This window comes from Carnobacterium mobile DSM 4848 (genome assembly GCF_000744825.1).
GTDB lineage: Bacteria > Bacillota > Bacilli > Lactobacillales > Carnobacteriaceae > Carnobacterium_A > Carnobacterium_A mobile.
Genome location: NZ_JQMR01000001.1, coordinates 1,597,501 through 1,617,502 on the forward strand (window position 1 = coordinate 1,597,501; position 20,002 = coordinate 1,617,502).

Consider the following 20,002-nt stretch of genomic DNA (forward strand, 5'->3'; position numbering starts at 1 on the left):
AATACCGCGTTCACGCAAATGCTCCATTTTTTCTCGGCGTACTTGTAACTGATCATTCATTTCTTCATGGTTTTCTACTTCATGTGTATCTTCGCGACTCATATCTTCCGCTCCATTCTTTACTAGTTTCGGTTGTACACCTGTCTTCTTTAATAATGCCAAGAGCACGCAAAAAAAGCAAGGAAATTAGAGAAGTTCTTAGTCTTTCGCCTTCTCTAACTTACTTTCTTGCTTTTTCAACAACTTAAGCTTCATGCACTTTAACTTTTTAGCTTCAGATTCTGCTGTCTCCACAACAAAACGATTCAGTAAATCAACGACAAATTTATACGATCCATTTTATCATAATTTATCATTCAGTAAAAGCATTTGATGAAAAAGCAAGTGGTTTTTTAGGAGACGCTAAAAAAACTGGACGCACAGGTCCAGCTTCTTAGTTTATTTAATTAGTCATCGCTTGGAAATAATGCAGTTGATAGGTAACGTTCTCCGTTATCAGGAGCAACCGTCACAACTTTTTTTCCGGCACCTAATTTAACGGCAACTTCAATTGCACCTTTAATCGCTGCTCCTGAAGAAATTCCTACTAACAAACCTTCTTTTGCAGCAACTTTCCGTGCCATTTCCATAGCGTCTTCACTAGATACTTGCAGCACTTCATCATATAGCAGTGTATCCAACACTTGCGGCACAAATCCTGTTCCAATTCCTTGAATTTTGTGCGGGCTAGGAACACCTCCGCTTAACACAGGGGATTCAGCAGGTTCCAGCGCATAAATTTTCGTTGTTGGGTCAGCTTCTTTTAACACTTGCCCTGCTCCGGTCAACGTTCCACCGGTTCCAACTGCTGAAACAAAAGCATCTGGCGCTACTCCGTTGAATGCATCCAGTATTTCTGGACCAGTGGTAGCTGCATGTACTGCTGGGTTAGCTAAATTTTCAAATTGCATAGGCATAAAATGGCCGGGTTGTGCGGCTATTTCTGTAGCCTTCTCAATCGACGCTTTGATACCGTCTGCTCCTGGCGTCAATACCAATTCCGCACCATATGCTTTTAATAACTTGCGCCGCTCTATGCTCATTGTATCCGGCATCACTAAAATAGCTTTGTAACCTTTAGCGGCAGCGATCATCGCCAATCCTACACCTGTATTTCCGCTTGTCGGTTCAACAATCACATCTCCTGCTTTTAGTTTACCTTCTTGTTCTGCTACTTCAATCATATTTAACGCTATCCGGTCTTTGACACTGCCACCGATATTAGCAGATTCTAGTTTCACATAAACATCTGCTGCACCAGCCGGCACTACTTTATTAGATAATTTGATCAGCGGTGTTTCTCCAATTAATTCTGTAATACTATTGACTACTTTACCCATATATAAACCCCCTAGAAGTTTTATCTGACAAGTTAATTCTAGTGTTTATCGCTTTCGATAGCAAGCGTTAACCTCTTCCTTTTTGTAATTAAGAAAGAACAAAGCTCACTGCTTTGTCCAAATCATTCAACCTATTTCTTTGGTTGCTAATTAGACTTAATGTTTATGGCATTTGTGGAACTAGCTGAAAAGCTAATTATCAGCATCATTTGTCCGCTAGACGACTTCTAGCTAACGGTTTCACCTCTTTTTTCTACCTTTTGTCTGTTAGGATTTCTGCCAAATTTGCAGATAGTCCAAGCATTGACCCAATTCCCACACTCAACAAGTTTCTACATATATAGGAAGATTCCTTTCTGTACAAGCAGGATCTGTTTGATATAAAAAAATACGTATCTTCATCTTATATAATGAAGATACGTATTTTCTAATTAATTTAAATTCTTAATTTATTGATCATATTTAGTTGGTAGCGTCTGCTTTTAATGCTTCTAAATCTGCTACGTCATAATGATAGTGATTTCCACAAAAATGACAACTTGCTTCTGCTCCTTGGTCTTCTATGATCATGTCGTCTATTTCTTTTGTCCCTAAAGCAATGATCGCCCGTGAAAAACGTTCTTTAGAGCAGTCACATTTGAACGTAATCGGTAATTGCTCTAAAACTTTCGCATTATCTTTACCCATTAAACGTTCTAAGATATCTTCAGGAGTAGCGCCTTCTTCCATTAATTGAGAAATCATCGGGATAGTAGCTAACCGATTTTCCAATGCTGTAATGGTTTCATCTGTTGCGCCCGGCATAACTTGAATCATAAATCCTCCTGCTGCTTTAATGGAATCGTCTGTATCAACTAAGACACTTAACCCGATTGCAGAAGGTGTTTGTTCAGAATTCGCCATATAGTATGTGAAATCTTCTCCCAGTTCTCCGCTGACTAAAGGAACTTGTCCAGAGAAAGCTTCTTTCATACCTAAATCTTTCGTAACCGTCAATGAGCCTTCTGTTCCTACAGCTCCACGAACATCTAGTTTTCCAAATTTGTTTAACGGCAAACTTATTTTCGGATTAGCAATATATCCTTTTACTTCCCCTTTTCCGTTACTGTCCACGATAATATGTCCAGCAGGTCCGTTTCCTTCAACTTTTACTGTCATTTTTTCCTCGCCTTTAAGCGTAGCTCCCAACAGTAAAGCTCCGATCATTGTTCGGCCTAGTGCTGCCGAAGCGGCACTCCATGTTTCATGTCTGCGTTGTGCTTCTGCAACCGTTTGGGTAGCGTCAACAACATAAACTCTCACTTGACCATCATAGCCCAAGCTTTTCAATAAATAATCTGACATTTTTTTATCTCCTTTAATAGTGGTTTTCATTACTGCAACTTTAAAGTAATTTAGCGTTAAAGTAAAGAACGCTCATTTATGCAGTAATTTTTCAGTACAAAAGAGGGACACACACAAGGTGTAATCCCTCTTTTACTTTTTTATTTGCTTAAGAATTAGCGATTTTCATCTTGATTTTCATCTTTTAATTCTTTTTTTACTTCTTCCACAAGTTTTTCTGCATCTTCTTGTGTTTCATGCTTTTTAGCTTCTTCTTGGGCTTTTTCTTTCTTTAAATGCTCAGCTTCTTTAGCTTCTCTTGCACGTTTAGCTTCTTCAAATGATGCACCTTCTGTTTCACGAGGGTAGTCAGTATTTGAAGCCTCTCCCGTTACAGGCATTTCACCCGTTTCGAATAAGCTCTTAATGGTTTTTTCATCTAGTGTTTCTAGTTCCAGTAATTTATCAGCAATCAATTTATGCTGTTCTCTGTGTTCTTCTAAAATATGACGTGCTTCATCGTGAGCTTCCACAATAATACGGCGTACTTCTTGGTCGATTTCAAAAGCAATTTGTTCAGAATAAGCTTTTGTTTGACCATAATCACGGCCAACAAATACTTGGCTATTGCCTTCGTATTGAACCGGACCTAATTTTTCACTCATTCCGTATTCAGTAACCATACTTCTAGCTAACGCTGTTGCTTGTTGGAAGTCATTGCTGGCTCCTGAAGATTGTGAGTCAAAAATCATTTCTTCTGCTACACGCCCTCCCAGCAGTCCTACAATTTGTTCAAACATTTCTTTTTTAGTCATTAAGAAGCGGTCTTCTTTTGGAAGCATAATAGCATAACCGCCCGCACGTCCACGAGGAACAATCGTAACTTTGTGAACTACTCGCGCATCGCTTAAGACCATTCCCACAATCGTGTGACCTGCCTCATGATAAGCGACCATTGCGCGTTCCACTTTGCTGATTACTCGATTTTTCTTAGCCGGACCTGCAATTACACGGTCTTGGGCTTCGTCTAAGTCAAGTGCATCGATGGTTTTCTTATTACGACGAGCTGCCACTAAAGCTGCTTCGTTTAATAAGTTTTCCAAATCAGCCCCAGAAAATCCTGGTGTTTGAGTTGCGACTACTTTTAAGTCAACATCTTTGCTGATTGGTTTGTTTTTAGCGTGTACTTTCAAGATGGCTTCACGGCCTTTGACGTCTGGACGACCTACAAGAATTTGACGGTCAAAACGTCCTGGACGAAGCAACGCTGGGTCTAATACGTCTGAACGGTTAGTTGCCGCAATGACAATGACGCCTTCATTTCCGGTAAAACCATCCAGTTCAACTAGTAATTGGTTTAAAGTTTGTTCACGTTCATCATGTCCGCCGCCCATGCCTGCGCCACGTTGACGACCAACAGCATCGATTTCATCAATAAAGATAATAGACGGAGCAGCTTTTTTCGCGTTTTCAAATAAATCACGTACTCGGCTTGCACCGACCCCAACGAACATTTCAACAAAGTCAGATCCTGAGATCGAGAAGAACGGAACTCCTGCTTCACCGGCTACAGCTTTAGCAAGTAACGTTTTACCTGTACCTGGAGGTCCTTCTAATAGAACACCTGCTGGGATGCGTGCACCTAATTCAGCAAAACGTCTTGGGTCCTTCAGGAATTCAACAACTTCTACCAGTTCTTCTTTTTCTTCATCTGCACCTGCAACGTCAGAAAAACGAACTTTGTTTGCTTTATTATCTGCTTCTTTGGCTTTTGATTTGCCAAAGTTCATTACGCCACGGCCGCCTTGTCCGCCTCCGCCTTGTCCACTTTGACCCATCATCATATAGATGAAAAAGACAAAAATAACTAACGGCAACACAGAAACTAAGAGCGTTACCCAAATTCCAGAAGATTCTTCTGGCAGTGGGGCCATTTCAATTTTATTTTCTTTAGCAAGAGCGTCAATTTCACTAACGGTCGAATCGTTTTGTAAAACTGCGGATGTAAATTTAGTACTGGTTGTTTCAGTTGAACCAAAAATATTAATACTTGAATCAGAACCTTTTTTCAAAGGTTGAGCTTTACGGTATTCTCCGGTAATTTTATAAACTCCCGCGTTGGGTTGGATCGTAAATTTTTTAACTTGATTGGCTTCTAATTGTGAGACGAATTCACTAGCTGGTATTTCAGTACTTTGTTCACCGGATGAGCCGCCTGTTGCCCAAGTCACTATTCCGATAATTCCTAGAAATACGATTGCATAGAAGAAACCGTTTTTTAAGAGTCCTTTTTTCATTGTCGCCCTCCTTCTACAAATAAACATTTATAGTTTTCCTGTTTTTTAGTTTAAACTCATTAAATCTATTTTATCATACCACATTTGACCATCATTGACCATTTATTTCTATTGATAAATTTCGGGTTTTAAGATACCAATATACGGTAAGTTACGGTACCGTTCATCGTAATCTAATCCATAACCGACGACGAATTCATTTGGAACCAAGAACCCGACATAATCAGCTTTCATATCAACAACCCGGCCTTCTGGTTTATCAAGCAAGGTGACAATCTTGACGGATTTCGCTTTACGATAACGGAACATATCCACTAAGTAAGATAAGGTCCGTCCACTGTCGATAATGTCTTCGACAATCAATAAATCTCGCCCCTCAACGTTAGTATCTAAATCTTTCAAGATTTTAACCTCTCCTGATGAAGTAATTCCGCCGCCATAGCTTGAAACATCCATAAAATCCATTTCAAGATAAATATCCATTTCTTTCACTAAATCAGATAAGAAAGGTGTGGCGCCTTTTAGTATGCCTACCACTAATGGATTCTTTTCTTTGTAATCAGCTGATAACTGCTGACCTAATTCGTGCGTTTTTTGAGCCAGTTCCTCTCTGGAAAAAAGCACCTGTTCAATATCATTTTGCATAATTGTATGTTCTCCCTCTCAATACGTTCTCTTTTCTTTTTGGTAGATGAGTATGTATTGTATTTTATCAGTTTCACGTTCAATAGACAATCTAGATTCCTTATATTCTACTAACCAAATGATTTCATTTGTAGAATCGGTTATTACATAGGCTTTATTTCGTTTTTCTATAGGAACTTTTTGATCAATTAAAATGGATTTGACCTTCTTGCTGCCCGTATTCATTCCTTTTAATGTCATTCGGTCTCCCGGTTTGCGGTGTCTGATCGTTAAAGGCAGCTTTACTTCTGCCGGATCCAGCCATATATAGTAATCTTCTGGAAGAACAGGCTGTTCAAAAGTTGCTGCTTCAAACAAACCGATTCGGTCTCCCTTCTCTAAGGCGACCCACTGTCCTGGAAAAAGGTTTTGTTCAAGAAGTGCTGGAGTTACTGAGGATAAAACAGCTTTTTCAAACCGTAACCGGTTATAGTTTCTTTTTGCTTTCCAACCGTCAGGCAAATCTAACTGTCCGTTTGGTTTAGAACCGGTCATTAAACTTATCAGTTCGTTTACTTGCTGTCTAAGGGATTCCATTGGATGGTTGTTATAGAGATCCAATAAGAGGTAGTTCAAAACTTGACGTTGTGTCTCAGCATCAAAAGAAAAAAATGGGGCTATCTCAAGTTCTAGAAAATCTGGTTCCTTTTTTACTACTAGTTGTTCACTTTTTTCTCGTACAACTTGATTGGCTAAAGACAGCACATCGGCTAAATCATTTGAAAATTCTTTGAAATGAGCCAAAACTTGTTCGTTTTCTTTTTTTAATAGTGGAATAACCGTTTGCCGGTAGCGATTGCGGGTATAAGACAAACTAGTATTGGTCTCATCTTCAAAGTAAGTCACTCCATGCGCTTGGCTATACTCATACAAATCGGATTTAGCATAATCTAATAGCGGCCTCACTAATAAACCAGGGCCAAATGAGCGAACATGTTGAATCCCTGTCATGCCTTCCAGTTGCCCTCCGCGGACTAGCCGCATCAGAATGGTTTCCATTTGATCATCTGCATGATGCGCTGTTACCAAGTGAGTGGCTCGATGAATTTCCATCATTTCTTGAAAAAAAGCATAACGAAATGTTCGCGCCGCTGCCTCTACTCCAACTTTTGGGTGCTTCGCTACTTCCCAATCCCGCTGAAAAAAAGGAATGCTTTTTTCTAAACAATAATCCCTTAAAAAAAGTTCTTCTTGTTCAGAAGCTTGACGTAATTTATGGTTGACGTGCACCACGCCAAACCAAGGTCTGACTGGATCGGGCAGCTGCTGAATTAAATCTACGAGCACCATGGAATCTACCCCGCCAGAAACTGCAAGCAACAGCCGGTCCGTCGGCTGCCAATGATGATGTTGCTGACAGCTCTTTAAAAAAGCAGAAAACAATTCCATTTGACTAACTCCTTTAGCAGCTTTTTTGATCACCAAGTTTATTTTTACTTACTTTTTCTATTATAAAGAAAGAAACTTCATTTGTCGGTCATCTTTCCTTAAACTCACACACTTTCTTAATCGCTTTCTTAAATTAACCACCAGAAAGCAGGAAAAACATAAAAAAGGATAAGTTTCCTTATCCTTGGACTTACTTTTTAATTACGTCGTCCACCACGGCCGCCGCGTTTTCCTTCAGTACTTCTTTTTAGCGTCGTTAAACGATCATCACTATCTTTCAAAAAGGATGACATTAATGAATCGAAATCATCTTTTTTAGGCTCTACATTTTTTGATCCACGATTACTTCGTTGATTTTGATAGCCGCCACTACGAGGAGCTCCGCCTTCGCGACGTCCTTGATAGCTGCTAGTTTTTTCTTGAGTATTTGAAGCAGTTTCAATTGGCTTATCTACTGCACGTCTAATAGAAAGACCGATTTTCCCGTCATCTCCAATAGACATCACTTTTACAGTGACAGTTTCCCCAACTTTTAACACATCTTTGATATCTTTGATAAAACTATCGGATACCTCACTAATATGAACTAATCCGGTTTTTCTATCTCCTAGGTCGATGAATGCACCGAAATTTGTAATACCTGATACTGTTCCTGAAACTTTATTTCCCACTTCAATTGACATATAAAATTGTTTCCTCCTTAAAACTTGTAACCTTATTATAGCATGGTATTCGGCTACTTCAAAGAAATTATCATTAATTATTTTTTTCTTTGACAAAAAACACTTTTTTAAGCTTTATAAGGAAATTTTTCTTATGGTTTCAGTATATTTAGTCATCTTTTTCAGTCGTTTCTGCTTTTTCTTTTGTTTTTTCAATCACCTTAGCTGCATTATCTTCTGGCAGACTAAAAATAATCTCATTGTCTTTAGATAAGTAATATTGGCTGCGGGCTAATTTAGCTACGTAATTTTCATCTTCTAAACGTTTGATTTGCATATTTAATTGTTCTTGATTGTTTTCAGTTTTTTTCAAAACCACTTCTGCTTGTTGTCTTTCCTTTTCCATTTTTGAAATGGATTGTGTGCTATTCCATATTCTCAGTGACAATACGATGATAAACAGACTGCCTATCAGCAAGATAACAGAAATTCTTCTGCGCACTTTCCGCTTTTGTTTGCGTTCCCGGTGTGCTTGAAGGGTTTTGGCTTGGGTATAGTCGTTTTTTAATTGTGCAACATTTGTCGGCTCTTTTTTCTTCATAAACGTCCCATCCTTTTGCTACTGCATTTCTAAACCAATTATAGCAAGAAAGCGGATGCGTTGTCTAATACTATTCGGATAAAAACTGGAATACACATATTTTTTTAAGCACTTATTCTTTATTATGTACTAAGTCAGGGGGATATTAATTATATCAACAGCATCTAAATTAATATCTTAATAGTTTGAGAGGACAAAACTTATACTTTGCGTGTGTCATCAATTATTGCTATACTATGCCTACTAAATCGAAAGGTTGTGCCTAAATGTACACTATCTAAAACAATCGTAATTGAAGAAGAAACGGTTTCTGCTTAATTAGCAGGTTTCTTTGCGACGGTTTTTTTAGATACATCATTTAAACAACTTTCGAAACTGAATTGGCATACTGTATAAAAATTGGAGTATGCCGCTCTTCTACCTGTTTATTTGAATTGATCTGACCGTCGCAGAAACTTGCTGGCGGTCAGTTTTATTTTATTAGATAGGAGGAATTTTTATGTTACAAGTGAGAAATTTAACCTTGCACCATTTGACGGATTTGAAAGAAATTATTAAGGGCTTGAGCTTTATAGTCAATCCTGGAGAAAAAGTAGCCATCATTGGCGAAGAAGGAAATGGAAAATCAACATTATTGAAATGGATTATGGGAGATAAAAGCATCGAATCTTACATTCAAGCAGAAGGAGAATTGATCAACCAATTCAGTCGGATGGTTTATTTGCCACAATCCTTACCGCAAAAATATATGGAATTTACAGTCGACCAGTATTTTTTCGGGCAAGAAGACGTTATGGACGTGGATTACCAAAAACTTTATCAATTAGTGGGACAACTTGGATTTGATGCTGATCGGTTAACCAGTTCACAATCATTAGGCAGTCTATCCGGTGGTGAAAAAGTTAAAATTCAGCTGCTAAAAGCCCTCTCGACAGAGCCTGATTTGTTATTGCTGGATGAGCCTTCCAACGACTTGGACCTCGATACAGTCAAATGGCTAGAGCATTTTATCAAGTCTACTCCGTTAACCGTTATGTTTATTTCGCATGACGAAACTTTACTTGCCGCTACAGCGACCAAAGTCATTCAACTTGAACTGTTACAGCACAAGATGATTCCAGTCGCAACTGTATCAAATTTATCTTACAAAGACTACATTGAACAAAAAGAAGCACGCTATGAACACCAATCTCAAGTCGCCAACAAACAGCGTGAAGAACACCAAAAACAAATGGAAAAATACCGGCAAGTTGAAAGCAGTGTACATCATGCTCAAGGAACCATTTCAAGGCAAGACCCAGCTGGTGGAAGATTACTCAAAAAGAAAATGCATGCAGTAAAATCCATGGGCAAACGATTTGAGCGTGAAAAGGAAAACTTTGAAGATATTCCACTAAAAGCAGATGCTATCTTAGTAAAATTCTCAAATACTAAACCACTTCCCTCAAATAAAACTATACTGAATTTAGAAAATAAAAATGTGAAGCTGGAAGATAAAGTTTTAGCCCACTCATTGAACTTGCTTATCAAATCCCCTCAAAAAATAGGCATTATCGGGCAAAATGGGATAGGTAAAAGTACACTCTTGAAACAATTGTGGACACACTTAAGTCAACGTACCGATATTGCAGCTGGATACATGCCGCAACATTATGCCGATTATTTACGGCTTGATGAAACGCCTGTTGAATTCCTTAGTGAAACAGGAGACAGCGAAGAACGCACACAGGTGATGACTTATTTAGGAAGCATGCGTTTTACAATGGATGAAATGCATCATCCCATCCGTTCACTATCAGGCGGGCAGCAAGCCAAATTATTGTTATTGAAAATCGATTTATCCGGACAAAATGTATTGTTGTTGGACGAACCTACACGTAATTTTTCGCCTCTTTCCCAACCGGAATTACGAAAACTGTTTAAAGGTTTCGAAGAATCGATCATAACTGTTTCACATGACAGAATGTTTTTAAAAGAAGTTTGTGACCAAGTGTATGAATTGAAGAAAGACGGCTTAGTCAAAGTAGAACTTGAGTAAAGCTTATAAAAAAATGGATCGCACTAAAAAAGACCCTATTCTCATAGGGTTCTGAATAGATAGTTTTATAGAAAATCGTATTTTTAGAACCTTGCTGCAAGGAACAAGCTTCTTTTCGATAATGTAAAAAAAAGCAGCAACCCTAATTTAAGTGGTTGCTGCTTTTGGTATCCATGTGCTTATCCTACTATTCTCTAATTCCAACATTTATACAACACTTGTGAGTAGTCATCATTGGTAATATTAACTATATGTATAGCATCTGGAATGGCAACAGTTTTTTTGACAAATTTTATAAGGTGCTGAACTTCTTTCCGTATGCTATTCCGATTGTCCTTGACAATGAGCCTCCTCGGATGTGACGATCTTTGGCAGGAGCTAACAGTTAAAGTTAGACTGCCTCGCTAGCGTTAGCACATCCGAGCTCATTATCAAGGATTCGCTGCGCCAATCTCTGGTTACGGTAACCAACCGGTGTCTCGTAGCCAAGTGTACCGTGCAACCGAAGGTGGTTCCACCAATTAACATAGTCAAATAACTCCAAATCCAATTGTTGTAAGGTTTCAAATGTATATTGATAGACAAATTCTACTTTCAACGACTTATAAGTTGATTCAGCTACGGCATTATCAAAAGGACAGCCTTTATGACTCAATGATCGATTGATGTCGAAAGTTGTTAATAATTCATCAATAGCTTGGTTATCAAACTCTTTTCCACGATCAGTATGAAAAATCTCAACCTCTGTCAGAGGTTGTTTGATACGGCTAAATGCTTTTTTTACTAGAACGGCATCTTTATGTTCTCCACAAGAATAGCCGAGAATTTCTCGATTGAACAGATCCAAAATGAAACAGACATAATGCCATTTTTTCCCGACTCGTACATAAGTCAAGTCTGTTACGATCGCTTCTAGTGGGTTGTCTCTTAAGAATTTACGATTCAATACGTTTGTCGTTTTTGCTTCATTGCAAGTAGAACGATGTACTTTAAAATAAGCAACAGTATAGCTCGATTTTAATCCTCTATTTTTCATGATTCGACTAATTTTTCGTCGGCTGATCTGAATGCCTCGTTTTGATAAGGCTTTTTTTATTTTTCTTGAGCCGTAGGCCTTTCGGCTGCGGATACATTCTTCAGCGACCGCTTCTTCAAGTTCTGATTCGTCTTTCTTTGGTTTTGATTGATAATAATCGGACTGACGTGATAGACCTAATATTCTGCACATCGCTGATATAGGGTAAAGATGCTTATTCGCATCGATTACTTGTCTCTTCGTCCGAATATCAGCGCTGCTTGCTTTAAAATATCATTTTCCATTTCTAATTGCTGGTTTCTTTTACGTAGTTCTAACAATTCTTTTTGTTCAGGCGTAAGATTATCTTTTTCTTTGAATGAACCACTCGTTTTAGATTGCTTTACCCATTTGTCAAATGCTGAAGCCGTTAGTTCATATTCTCGAATGATTTCTGCACGTGGCTTTCCAGCTAAGTAAAGATTGACGATTTGTTGCTTGAATTCTTGTGAAAAAGTTCTTCGTGTTCTCTTAGACATAAAAATTCCTCCTGGTATGTTTTCTTTTAGTCTACACACCTTAATTTTTCTGTCTAGTTAATTGTAGCCTATCCATACCTTGATAGACTTCAAAAAAAAACACAGACACAGCGAATCACTTATAAGATTTGCTGCCTCTATGATTTTTGTTTTCTATCACATTAATTGATTTGATTTTGTATATTGTTTAATTTTTGCTCTACCATCTTTAAATAACTTTCGTAATTTTTATTTCCACCAGATAAATTATAAACTGTTTTAAATCCATAATTCAGCAATAAATTTTGTGCCGCATTTCCAGTTACACCTTTATTGCAATAAGTAACTGTTGTTGACTCTTTATTTAACGCTATACTTTTTTCTCTCAAATCAGCTAAAGGGATATGAATTGCTCCTTTGATATGTCCCTTTTCAAAATCTTTTTTGGAGCGCGTATCAATGATTTGCAATGTTTCCCTATTATTTTGGCGTCTCACTAACTCGGCTGGTGTTAATAAGGGGTTGCGTTTTACAGCATTATTTAATGCCATTCCCGTGTAAAGGACAGGATCCTTAGTTGTTGCAAAGGGTGGAGCGTAAGCTAAATCCAGATGGAATAAGTCTTCAGCCGTAGCTTTAAAGGTGATAGCTGTAGCAATTACGTCGATTCGTTTATCTACTCCGCCTTGACCGATAGCTTGTGCGCCTAAAATGCGGCCTGTTTCTTTATCAGCTAACGCTTTAATAGTTAATTCTTTCCCACCGAGGTACTGCGCATGGTCTGGTTTGATATTATATAAAACTTCAACTTCATAGCCTTCAGTTTTAGCCTCTTTTTCCGTTAATCCAGTTTGACCAACTTGTAAATCAAAGATTCTAAAAATTCCTGTCCCTAATATTCCTCGATGCTCTAAGTTTCCACCCGTAATAACATCTCCAGCAATTCTACCCATTTTGTTTGCTGTTGAACCCAAGGGACGATAAATCGGTTTACCTGTGATAATTGAAAAGCTTTCGGCAACATCTCCTACTGCATAAACATTAGGAATATTGGTTTGCATTTTTTTGTTTACAGCAATGGCTCCAGTTTTTCCAATTTCAACTCCAATTTCCTTAGCTAATTCAGTATTTGGAGATACACCTGCAGAAAGTATAATAATATCTGGTTCAATCGTAACCCCATTAGTAGTTACCACTCTTTCTACCGAAGTTTCTCCTTTAATTGTTTTCACGGCATCATTTAAGATAAGGTCAACTCCTTTCTCACGCATCTGTTCTTCTACTCGAAAAGCCATGTCTGCGTCCATAGGTGTCATAACTTGATCTTCTAATTGGACAACCGTTACTTCTAATCCTTTATTGACTAATTGTTCCGTCATTTCTAAACCAATAAACCCAGCACCAATAATCAATGCTCTTTTAGGCTGCTTGACTGAATAAGCCTCAAAATCTCGTGCATCTTGAACAGTACGAACTTGAAACACATTATCGTACTGTTTTTGGTTAAAAGGTGGTGGAGCAACTGGTGTGGCCCCAGTTGCAAATACTAATACATCATAGTTGTCTATTTTCGTTTCTCCAGAAAAAAGTTCCATCACTCTTAATTGTTTGTTGGCATGATCAATTTGGGTCACTTTATGCTCTGTGAAAATTGAAACATTGTATCTTTTTTTAAACCATGCTGCATCTCTAGGAGTTAATTCACTCAATTCTTCAACTTCTCCACCAATTTGATAAGGAATCCCACAAACAGAGTAAGAAATATCTTTTCCTTGATCATAAACGACAATTTCAGCTTCCTCAGTGTTTCTTCTAGCTTTAGCTGCTACAGATGTTCCAGCAGCGACTGAACCAATAATGATTATTTTCATCTTTTTTCCTCTTTTTTTATATTCTATATTTTACTATTCATATCCATCAAACCAATGTTTTGTTTTATTTGAAAACTTGACTAAGAGTAACATGGTAGGAACCTCTATTAAAACACCTACAACAGTTGCCAAAGTTGCTCCAGAATTTAATCCAAATAATGCAATTGAAACGGCTACGGCAAGTTCAAAAAAGTTGCTTGTTCCAACCATGGCTGCTGGTGCTGCAATTGAAAATGGTAATTTACAAGCTTTAGCACCACCATAACCAAGGAAAAAGATGGCAATATTTTGAATAACTAATAGAATAGCAATTAATAATATATGAAATGGATTACTTAAAATTCGCTCCCCTTGAAATGAAAAAATAATAACAAGGGTTAATAATAATCCTATTCGAGTTGTACCATCGAATTTATTCACAAAATCTTTTTCAAAATAGTTAGACCCTTTTTGTTTAACTATATATTTTCTAACAAGAATTCCTAAAACTAGAGGAATGACAATAAATACAAAAATTGAGAGCAAAAGTGTATTGATAGGAACAGATACATTCCCTATTCCCAATAAAAGTGCAACAATTGGAGCGTATAAAAAGAGAACAATAATATCATTTATTGATACTTGTAACAAGGTATACGCTGGATCTCCTTTTGTTAGTTCACTCCACACAAAGACCATTGCAGTACAAGGGGCCGCCCCTAAAAGGATAGCACCAGCAATATACTCATTAGCTAGTTCAGGATTTAAAAACGGTCTGAATACAATTAAAAAGAAAAAAGCAGAAATCGCAAACATAGTAAAAGGTTTAATTAGCCAATTTATTGCTGTAGTTAAAACTAATCCTTTTGGGTTTTTTGTTGCATTAACAATACTGCTAAAATCGATTTTTAGCATCATAGGAAAAATCATTAACCAAATCAATATCGCTGTTGGTATGGATACATTATAATATTCAAATTGACTTAAAAAATCTGGAACCGCTGGTGAAAACTGCCCTAGCAATACACCTGCAATCATAGAAAGGGCAACCCAAAGACTTAAATAACGTTCCCAAAGGCCAATCCCACTTTTTTTCTTAAATACTTCTTCTTGCAATCCTGTTTCTTTCATAACTTTCCTCCATTAAAAATCTTTTTCACTCCAAAATAACAGAAGACGAACTATCCGTCTCATTTTTATTTACTTCTGTTTTGCAGACACATTCATCTGAGTGCGTTAGTAAATGAACTGTTCCTTGAATATATTGTTTTGCGACTTTTTCATTAATCGAATAGTATTGCCATGTTCCACTTTTTTTAGACGTAACCAGACCTGCTTCCGCTAGTACTTTGATATGGTGAGATAAGGTTGGTTGTGTAAAATCAAAATGTTCTAAAATATCACACGCACACATTTCTCCACACGATAACATATCCAATATTTTTACGCGTTTTGGTTCCGAAAGAGCTTTGGCAACCTTTGCATATTCTTCATAAGTCATTTTTATTCTCCTTTCTATTTATACAATGAGGCTGCCGCTTCTTCAAAGAGGAAGTTTAGCACTCAAAGATTCCTTCATTTGTTGGATCTCCGTTAATCTTACCGACTGTTTTATCATCTCATACTGTCACGGGCAAATAGCCAACTCCTTTTTCTTGAATTAATTGAGTACCAGATTGATTACGTACGGATGAACTAGGATCGAGACTCAAATTGTAGCACTCTATTTTTCCATCTGGTTTATGTATTTGCTATAAGACACTTGCAATGCAAATTAGACTTCATTACCAAAAGGCTGCAAACTACCGGTTCATTTATTATTAATTCTGTCCTCCTTATATCTACTTCTTAGAGATATCATTAATTTTCATGCAGATACATAGATAACTATCTATGTACAATATAGACTCCCATCTATGTACTGTCAATAAAAAAACAAATTTTTAATGAGGGTTAAATCTTATTTTCTTAAAATATCCGGTTTTATCCAATTTTATCTATTCTAATAATTGAGTGGCTTTTTTTAGTATTCTTCATACCACAAGTCTACTTTAGTATCATCATCGGGATTGGGGAAATTATACGATAAATAGTAATTTTTCCATCAATGACGATTTCACTTTTTCGATCTTCTTTATTTCGGGTTGTTTTGTACAGGTCAGTTCCATCCATCTAAGTATTTTCATCTATATAAATTTTTTTATCTTCTGGAACGACAGTGACAACTGTACCATCGTCTGCAATGACCTTACTATTTTCTTCTGAGTTGCTATTGCCACTTTCTACTGCAACAATACTTTTTTCGTAAAATCCCTCCATTTTCAGAAAGCGTTAACATTCCGTTGTATTTGTATTATACTAGAATAATACAGACCTGGTTATTTTATTTTAGCATAAATAGGGTCTGATCATTTAAATCAATAAGAAACAGCTTGCCCAATCCCAATCATTTATCATCTATTACAGCAATGGAGAGGAGAAAACACAATGAATCAACAAATTCCCAAAGCAGTCAAGGCGGAAATGTCTGCCAACATCTTAAAAGTTCAATTCGATAATGGAGCAGTTAAATACCTGAAAACACATTATAACGAGGACATGGTAGACTCTTTTTCACCTAAAAAGGGTAAAGGAAAGAGAATAAACTTACTTCTAGCTCCGCATAATGTATGGCTAGGTACCACGACTTCAATTGAAAGCAATGGTACCGTTGTTTTAAACGAAAAAGATAAATACACTCCTGAAGAGCTATGGAAAAAAGGAAAAGACCATATTTCTAATTTATAAATCCATTTTACTACAACTATTTCACTCCACCCTTTTTTAGGATATATGAGAACAAAAAATAGGTGCAGAGAACTTTATGAACTATTTTAAGGGCAAGCTAGTTCATGAAGAAAGAATAGACTTTGTCGTCAATTCCTACTTGCATTCCAGCTAGTAATTAAAGAAATTCACTTCTTGTATTATTATTTATAATTTTTAGGCGATAAGTGTTAACTAAAAAGAAACTGCTTAAAAATATGATGAAAATAGCAACGATACTAACTTTATCTTTGTAAGCTGCAGTTGAAATAACATTCATTAAAAAAGTATACATAACAGCCGCGCAATAGACTATATAACTCCATTTTGCTGTTGTGATTTCAACTATATCTCCGTCTTTAACGACTATTTCATTACTTTTAGATCCAAACTGTATCACCGTCAAATGTGCGCTATCTTGAATAGCGATATTTATCTCCTGAGTATGAGCAATTTTTACTACTTTTTCTCCATTCACTTTTACCGATATATTTGAAGCCATGCCTAACCAACCAGTCTTGCGTTTTATTGTAACGGTCATCCCATTCCCTCCTTTCTTAACCTATCCTTATTCATCAAATAAAACCTTACTATTTCATGAACAGTAAAAAAATCGTGCTAAAGCAAATAAGAAGAAACTGTAATTTTAAAAATTCTTACACTATTCAATTTCCGATTCAATAAGTGTTATTTCTCCGTTAGACGAAACCTTGCTTATCCCTTTAGATTTATCATTTTTATTTTCCCATTCAATATAATAATCGTCGTTTTTCTCCTCTGTAGAAAGGATAGTAGCTTCTCCTAGTTGGTTGCTATACTCTTCAACAATTATTTTTTTTGCTTTGTCTTCAGATATATTTGAACAGCCTCCTAATATAAAAAATAACATGGCATAAACCAATAAAATTTTTTTGTTCATAAAGCAACCTCCTTTTTTAAAGTTCATTACCAATTGCTCCCTTAAATTGTACCAAAATAAAAGTTTATTTTTTGTTGAGGAATATTTTGAACAAACATTAAGGTAAAAAAATTATAAAAAGGTGCTTAATCCTGCCTAATCACTACCATTGTAGTTTATCTGACATTAGCAATGTTTAATGTTGGATAGGATTTGTAACAAAAGAAAATAAAAAACATATCTTAGTATTGAAGTGTATAGCGACCCCAAAAAGTTAGGTTTTTCCAGAGTAGAGAAACCTACTCTGTTTTTTTATTTGTAGCTGCTGACGTAGAAAGCAGATATGAAATTGTTTAAAATAGTCTAGCTTGAATTTTGTCAAAAGGTAAAGATTTTTTTTTTTGCTTTTTTCCTCTAAGATCAATTGTTAGAAAAAATTTATTTATTAATAATACCAAGAATCTTTGCTACCACAGGTTAAAAAAATATTTTTTTATACGGGACGATCCTTTATTCAGAAGTGGTTAGCTTCATTATAAAATCCACCTATTTTTTTCTTCTCCTAATTCTTAGCATTTCAATCACTGCAAGCCCCAGCGCGCTATATAGTCCCGCCCCAATGAAGTCTTTATTTACTATGTATTCTATTGAAATACCAATAAAACTAGCAAATAAAGATATTACTATAATATGAGCATAAGGGTATTTTTTTAAAAATTCTTTATAATTATTAAACATAATCTCACTCCTATTTGTCTGCTACTTCCTTTGCCTTGATTTTTTGTATTAATTGTATTGATGAAATAAACCTACTATTCATTTTACATAAATATTGTTATATTGTTATTAAGGTTAAACTGACTAAATTCATTATAGTACTAAATAAGGCGCTTAATTAACCAATGGATATTAAAACTAAAAGTTAGCTCGTTATTGCTCATCAGGAAGGAGAACTTAATTGTCTAAATTACAGACTGTCATTATCTATAGTATTAGCATTTTTTTGGGTTCAATTCTTTTTGATGCTATTCTAAATCCATTAATTTCAAATAAAGTACTAAGTTTTATATCTCAAGCTCTCTTTTTTGCTCTTATTATTTTTATCGTACAGAACATTGTAGAAAAAATTTGGAAGAGAAAAACATAACTACACTGTACCATTATATGCAATAGAAATAAGAAATTTTTAGCAGTAACGGAAATTAAAGCAATAGTATAGAACTGGGCTTCTACCGACTAAATGGGGTAGAAGAAACAACTCATTGTTCCATGATCCCTTTTATATTAAAAATGTATAGTATTTGCATTTATGGAGAAAGCTTAATAAGCAGACTTCCAAACTATAAAGCTGACAATTGGCTTAAAGTCTATAATCCGAAGAAAGAAGCACGTCTTCTACTTTGTAGACTATTTAGGATCCACTTTTAATCTACGCCGGAGAAACAAAGCCTAGTAGTGACATAAAGGCTGTAGTTAAGAAGACAATATAAGGTGATGACTTTAGTGTTTCGATGATTGGTATATACTAATTAGGAGAATAAAAGATGAAATTTAAAGTGTTAGAAAGAATTACAATCTTTACTTTGTTGGCAATTGTATTTTACTGGGCCAATTACACAAAAATTCCAAAAGGATCATTTGTCTATTTAATAAAAACGTTACCTTTGATACTTTTAGGTATCTATTTAATCGAGCTTGTATTTAGGAAGCTAAACAAAAGAAATAAGTAATTTTATAGATGATACTATAAGCCAATGAGGGACCAACTTACTTATATCAAACGATAGACAAACAGCGGCAGTTTGTATGATAAATTTTTTTTGACATTCCATGTATTCATTACGATAATCATAAAAGAAAAAATTATCTATTCAAAAAGGGGCTGTAGAAGCATGCAAAAATTGAAATTAACCCGTTTTAAAGAAGGTTTTTTATACTCCTTAATTTTTATGACCTTTAATATCATAAAAAATCTAATTTTTAAATTCCAAGAAATAAACAGTCTTTTACATGAAATCAGTCAAAACAAAGAGGTGGCGCTTCCAATTATTTTTGGTACTATTGTAGTCACCTGGTTAGTCTTAAGTTTACTGATCGGCATAGGCTTAATTCTTTTTGATCTTTTAAAAAAATGGAAGTCAAACAATCGTTATTAACTGGACTTACTTAGATGATTGATTGAGCAATAAAAAAGGGTTCTATTATTTTTGGTGTTGGTAAGAAGAATGTATCTATTCTACAATCTTGAAATTTTTGGAGGAATAGCGGCTGATTGCAGCCATGTAAAGGATTCTTAAAAAGACGAAGCACTGTGGGCATGCGCCCAAGTGTATCATGTCTGTAAAACTGCTGAAGCAGCAACAGCCATGACAAGGCTTGAAAGGCTGGAGACAGATAAGGCTCCAGTCGTTCCCATGGCTTCTTGCAAGCAGACGCATAAATTCCGGAGGAAATTTTATTATTTAAGCATTACCAACACAATTGGATAAAGAACCTAAAAAAGCAACTAACACCATTTGGTGTCAGTTGCTTTTTCTGGCTTC

Annotated in this window: 18 protein-coding genes (1 of these 18 cut by a window edge); 3 read left to right on the plus strand and 15 right to left on the minus strand. The window is 36.1% G+C overall.

The window, feature by feature from the left end:
- The 8 genes from lysS to BR87_RS07645 form a co-directional block, all read right to left on the minus strand.
- A protein-coding gene (gene lysS / locus BR87_RS07610; protein ID WP_035030567.1) for a lysine--tRNA ligase crosses the window boundary here: on the minus strand, positions 1-102 show its 5' end (the start). It extends 1,410 nt beyond the left edge of the window; 102 of the gene's 1,512 nt are visible here — the first part of the coding sequence; its start codon is at positions 100-102; the stop codon falls past the left edge of the window.
- A gap of 344 nt (positions 103-446) precedes the next feature.
- A complete protein-coding gene (cysK, locus tag BR87_RS07615; RefSeq protein ID WP_035030570.1) occupies positions 447-1,379 on the minus strand; it encodes a cysteine synthase A in 933 nt (310 codons plus the stop codon).
- Between the two features lie 462 nt (positions 1,380-1,841).
- The gene (hslO, locus tag BR87_RS07620; RefSeq protein ID WP_035030573.1) at positions 1,842-2,723 is read right to left on the minus strand and encodes an Hsp33 family molecular chaperone HslO; all 882 of its coding nucleotides are present in this window, start codon (positions 2,721-2,723) and stop codon (positions 1,842-1,844) included.
- A 155-nt stretch (positions 2,724-2,878) separates the two neighbouring features.
- A complete protein-coding gene (ftsH, locus tag BR87_RS07625; protein WP_035030575.1) occupies positions 2,879-4,999 on the minus strand; it encodes an ATP-dependent zinc metalloprotease FtsH in 2,121 nt (706 codons plus the stop codon).
- 108 nt (positions 5,000-5,107) lie between these two features.
- Positions 5,108-5,647: a hypoxanthine phosphoribosyltransferase gene (gene hpt / locus BR87_RS07630; RefSeq protein WP_192988399.1), complete on the minus strand. Its 540-nt coding sequence runs from the start codon at positions 5,645-5,647 to the stop codon at positions 5,108-5,110.
- 15 nt (positions 5,648-5,662) lie between these two features.
- Entirely contained in the window at positions 5,663-7,072 is a 1,410-nt protein-coding gene (gene tilS, locus BR87_RS07635; protein ID WP_035030581.1) for a tRNA lysidine(34) synthetase TilS, read from the minus strand.
- A 197-nt stretch (positions 7,073-7,269) separates the two neighbouring features.
- The gene (locus BR87_RS07640; RefSeq protein ID WP_035030585.1) at positions 7,270-7,755 is read right to left on the minus strand and encodes a S1 domain-containing RNA-binding protein; all 486 of its coding nucleotides are present in this window, start codon (positions 7,753-7,755) and stop codon (positions 7,270-7,272) included.
- Positions 7,756-7,903: 148 nt separating this feature from the next.
- Positions 7,904-8,335: an FtsB family cell division protein gene (locus BR87_RS07645; RefSeq protein ID WP_035030588.1), complete on the minus strand. Its 432-nt coding sequence runs from the start codon at positions 8,333-8,335 to the stop codon at positions 7,904-7,906.
- A gap of 499 nt (positions 8,336-8,834) precedes the next feature.
- Between BR87_RS07645 and BR87_RS07650 the strand changes: the two genes are divergently transcribed.
- A complete protein-coding gene (locus BR87_RS07650; RefSeq protein WP_035030591.1) occupies positions 8,835-10,373 on the plus strand; it encodes an ATP-binding cassette domain-containing protein in 1,539 nt (512 codons plus the stop codon).
- Positions 10,374-10,764: 391 nt separating this feature from the next.
- Here BR87_RS07650 and BR87_RS07655 read toward each other — a convergent pair.
- The 4 genes from BR87_RS07655 to BR87_RS07675 all read right to left on the minus strand — a co-directional run bounded on the left by BR87_RS07655 (position 10,765) and on the right by BR87_RS07675 (position 15,257).
- A protein-coding gene (locus BR87_RS07655) for an IS3 family transposase (protein ID WP_156959095.1) occupies positions 10,765-11,927 on the minus strand; the annotation gives its coding sequence in 2 pieces (ribosomal slippage) (positions 10,765-11,651 and positions 11,651-11,927; 1,164 coding nt in all).
- 161 nt (positions 11,928-12,088) lie between these two features.
- On the minus strand, positions 12,089-13,777 hold the full coding sequence (locus tag BR87_RS07665) for an FAD-dependent oxidoreductase (RefSeq protein WP_035030600.1): 1,689 nt from the start codon (positions 13,775-13,777) through the stop codon (positions 12,089-12,091).
- 33 nt (positions 13,778-13,810) lie between these two features.
- On the minus strand, positions 13,811-14,887 hold the full coding sequence (arsB, locus tag BR87_RS07670) for an ACR3 family arsenite efflux transporter (protein WP_244877045.1): 1,077 nt from the start codon (positions 14,885-14,887) through the stop codon (positions 13,811-13,813).
- 25 nt (positions 14,888-14,912) lie between these two features.
- Positions 14,913-15,257: an ArsR/SmtB family transcription factor gene (locus BR87_RS07675; protein ID WP_211249976.1), complete on the minus strand. Its 345-nt coding sequence runs from the start codon at positions 15,255-15,257 to the stop codon at positions 14,913-14,915.
- Between the two features lie 986 nt (positions 15,258-16,243).
- On the opposite strand from BR87_RS07675, the gene BR87_RS07680 reads away from it, so the two are divergent.
- Entirely contained in the window at positions 16,244-16,543 is a 300-nt protein-coding gene (locus BR87_RS07680) for a hypothetical protein (RefSeq protein ID WP_035030602.1), read from the plus strand.
- A 157-nt stretch (positions 16,544-16,700) separates the two neighbouring features.
- Here BR87_RS07680 and BR87_RS07685 read toward each other — a convergent pair whose 3' ends face one another.
- The 3 genes from BR87_RS07685 to BR87_RS07695 form a co-directional block, all read right to left on the minus strand.
- The gene (locus BR87_RS07685; RefSeq protein WP_035030605.1) at positions 16,701-17,102 is read right to left on the minus strand and encodes a hypothetical protein; all 402 of its coding nucleotides are present in this window, start codon (positions 17,100-17,102) and stop codon (positions 16,701-16,703) included.
- A gap of 120 nt (positions 17,103-17,222) precedes the next feature.
- Positions 17,223-17,480 (minus strand): hypothetical protein, encoded by a 258-nt coding sequence (locus BR87_RS07690; protein WP_035030608.1) that lies wholly within the window; start codon positions 17,478-17,480, stop codon positions 17,223-17,225.
- A 525-nt stretch (positions 17,481-18,005) separates the two neighbouring features.
- Complete coding sequence (locus BR87_RS07695) at positions 18,006-18,197, minus strand: hypothetical protein (RefSeq protein ID WP_035030611.1); 192 nt, start codon at positions 18,195-18,197, stop codon at positions 18,006-18,008.
- 1,154 nt (positions 18,198-19,351) lie between these two features.
- On the opposite strand from BR87_RS07695, the gene BR87_RS07710 reads away from it, so the two are divergent.
- A complete protein-coding gene (locus BR87_RS07710; RefSeq protein WP_035030618.1) occupies positions 19,352-19,615 on the plus strand; it encodes a hypothetical protein in 264 nt (87 codons plus the stop codon).
- Positions 19,616-20,002: the final 387 nt, after the last annotated feature.

Coding starts and splice junctions, on each gene's coding strand:
- cysK (WP_035030570.1), bottom strand. CDS start 1,379: ATGGGTAAAGTAGTCAATAGTATTACAGAATTAATTGGAGAAACACCG.
- hslO (WP_035030573.1), bottom strand. CDS start 2,723: ATGTCAGATTATTTATTGAAAAGCTTGGGCTATGATGGTCAAGTGAGA.
- ftsH (WP_035030575.1), bottom strand. CDS start 4,999: ATGAAAAAAGGACTCTTAAAAAACGGTTTCTTCTATGCAATCGTATTT.
- tilS (WP_035030581.1), bottom strand. CDS start 7,072: ATGGAATTGTTTTCTGCTTTTTTAAAGAGCTGTCAGCAACATCATCAT.
- BR87_RS07640 (WP_035030585.1), bottom strand. CDS start 7,755: ATGTCAATTGAAGTGGGAAATAAAGTTTCAGGAACAGTATCAGGTATT.
- BR87_RS07645 (WP_035030588.1), bottom strand. CDS start 8,335: ATGAAGAAAAAAGAGCCGACAAATGTTGCACAATTAAAAAACGACTAT.
- BR87_RS07650 (WP_035030591.1), top strand. CDS start 8,835: ATGTTACAAGTGAGAAATTTAACCTTGCACCATTTGACGGATTTGAAA.
- BR87_RS07665 (WP_035030600.1), bottom strand. CDS start 13,777: ATGAAAATAATCATTATTGGTTCAGTCGCTGCTGGAACATCTGTAGCA.
- arsB (WP_244877045.1), bottom strand. CDS start 14,887: ATGAAAGAAACAGGATTGCAAGAAGAAGTATTTAAGAAAAAAAGTGGG.
- BR87_RS07675 (WP_211249976.1), bottom strand. CDS start 15,257: ATGACTTATGAAGAATATGCAAAGGTTGCCAAAGCTCTTTCGGAACCA.
- BR87_RS07680 (WP_035030602.1), top strand. CDS start 16,244: ATGAATCAACAAATTCCCAAAGCAGTCAAGGCGGAAATGTCTGCCAAC.
- BR87_RS07685 (WP_035030605.1), bottom strand. CDS start 17,102: ATGACCGTTACAATAAAACGCAAGACTGGTTGGTTAGGCATGGCTTCA.
- BR87_RS07690 (WP_035030608.1), bottom strand. CDS start 17,480: ATGAACAAAAAAATTTTATTGGTTTATGCCATGTTATTTTTTATATTA.
- BR87_RS07695 (WP_035030611.1), bottom strand. CDS start 18,197: ATGTTTAATAATTATAAAGAATTTTTAAAAAAATACCCTTATGCTCAT.
- BR87_RS07710 (WP_035030618.1), top strand. CDS start 19,352: ATGCAAAAATTGAAATTAACCCGTTTTAAAGAAGGTTTTTTATACTCC.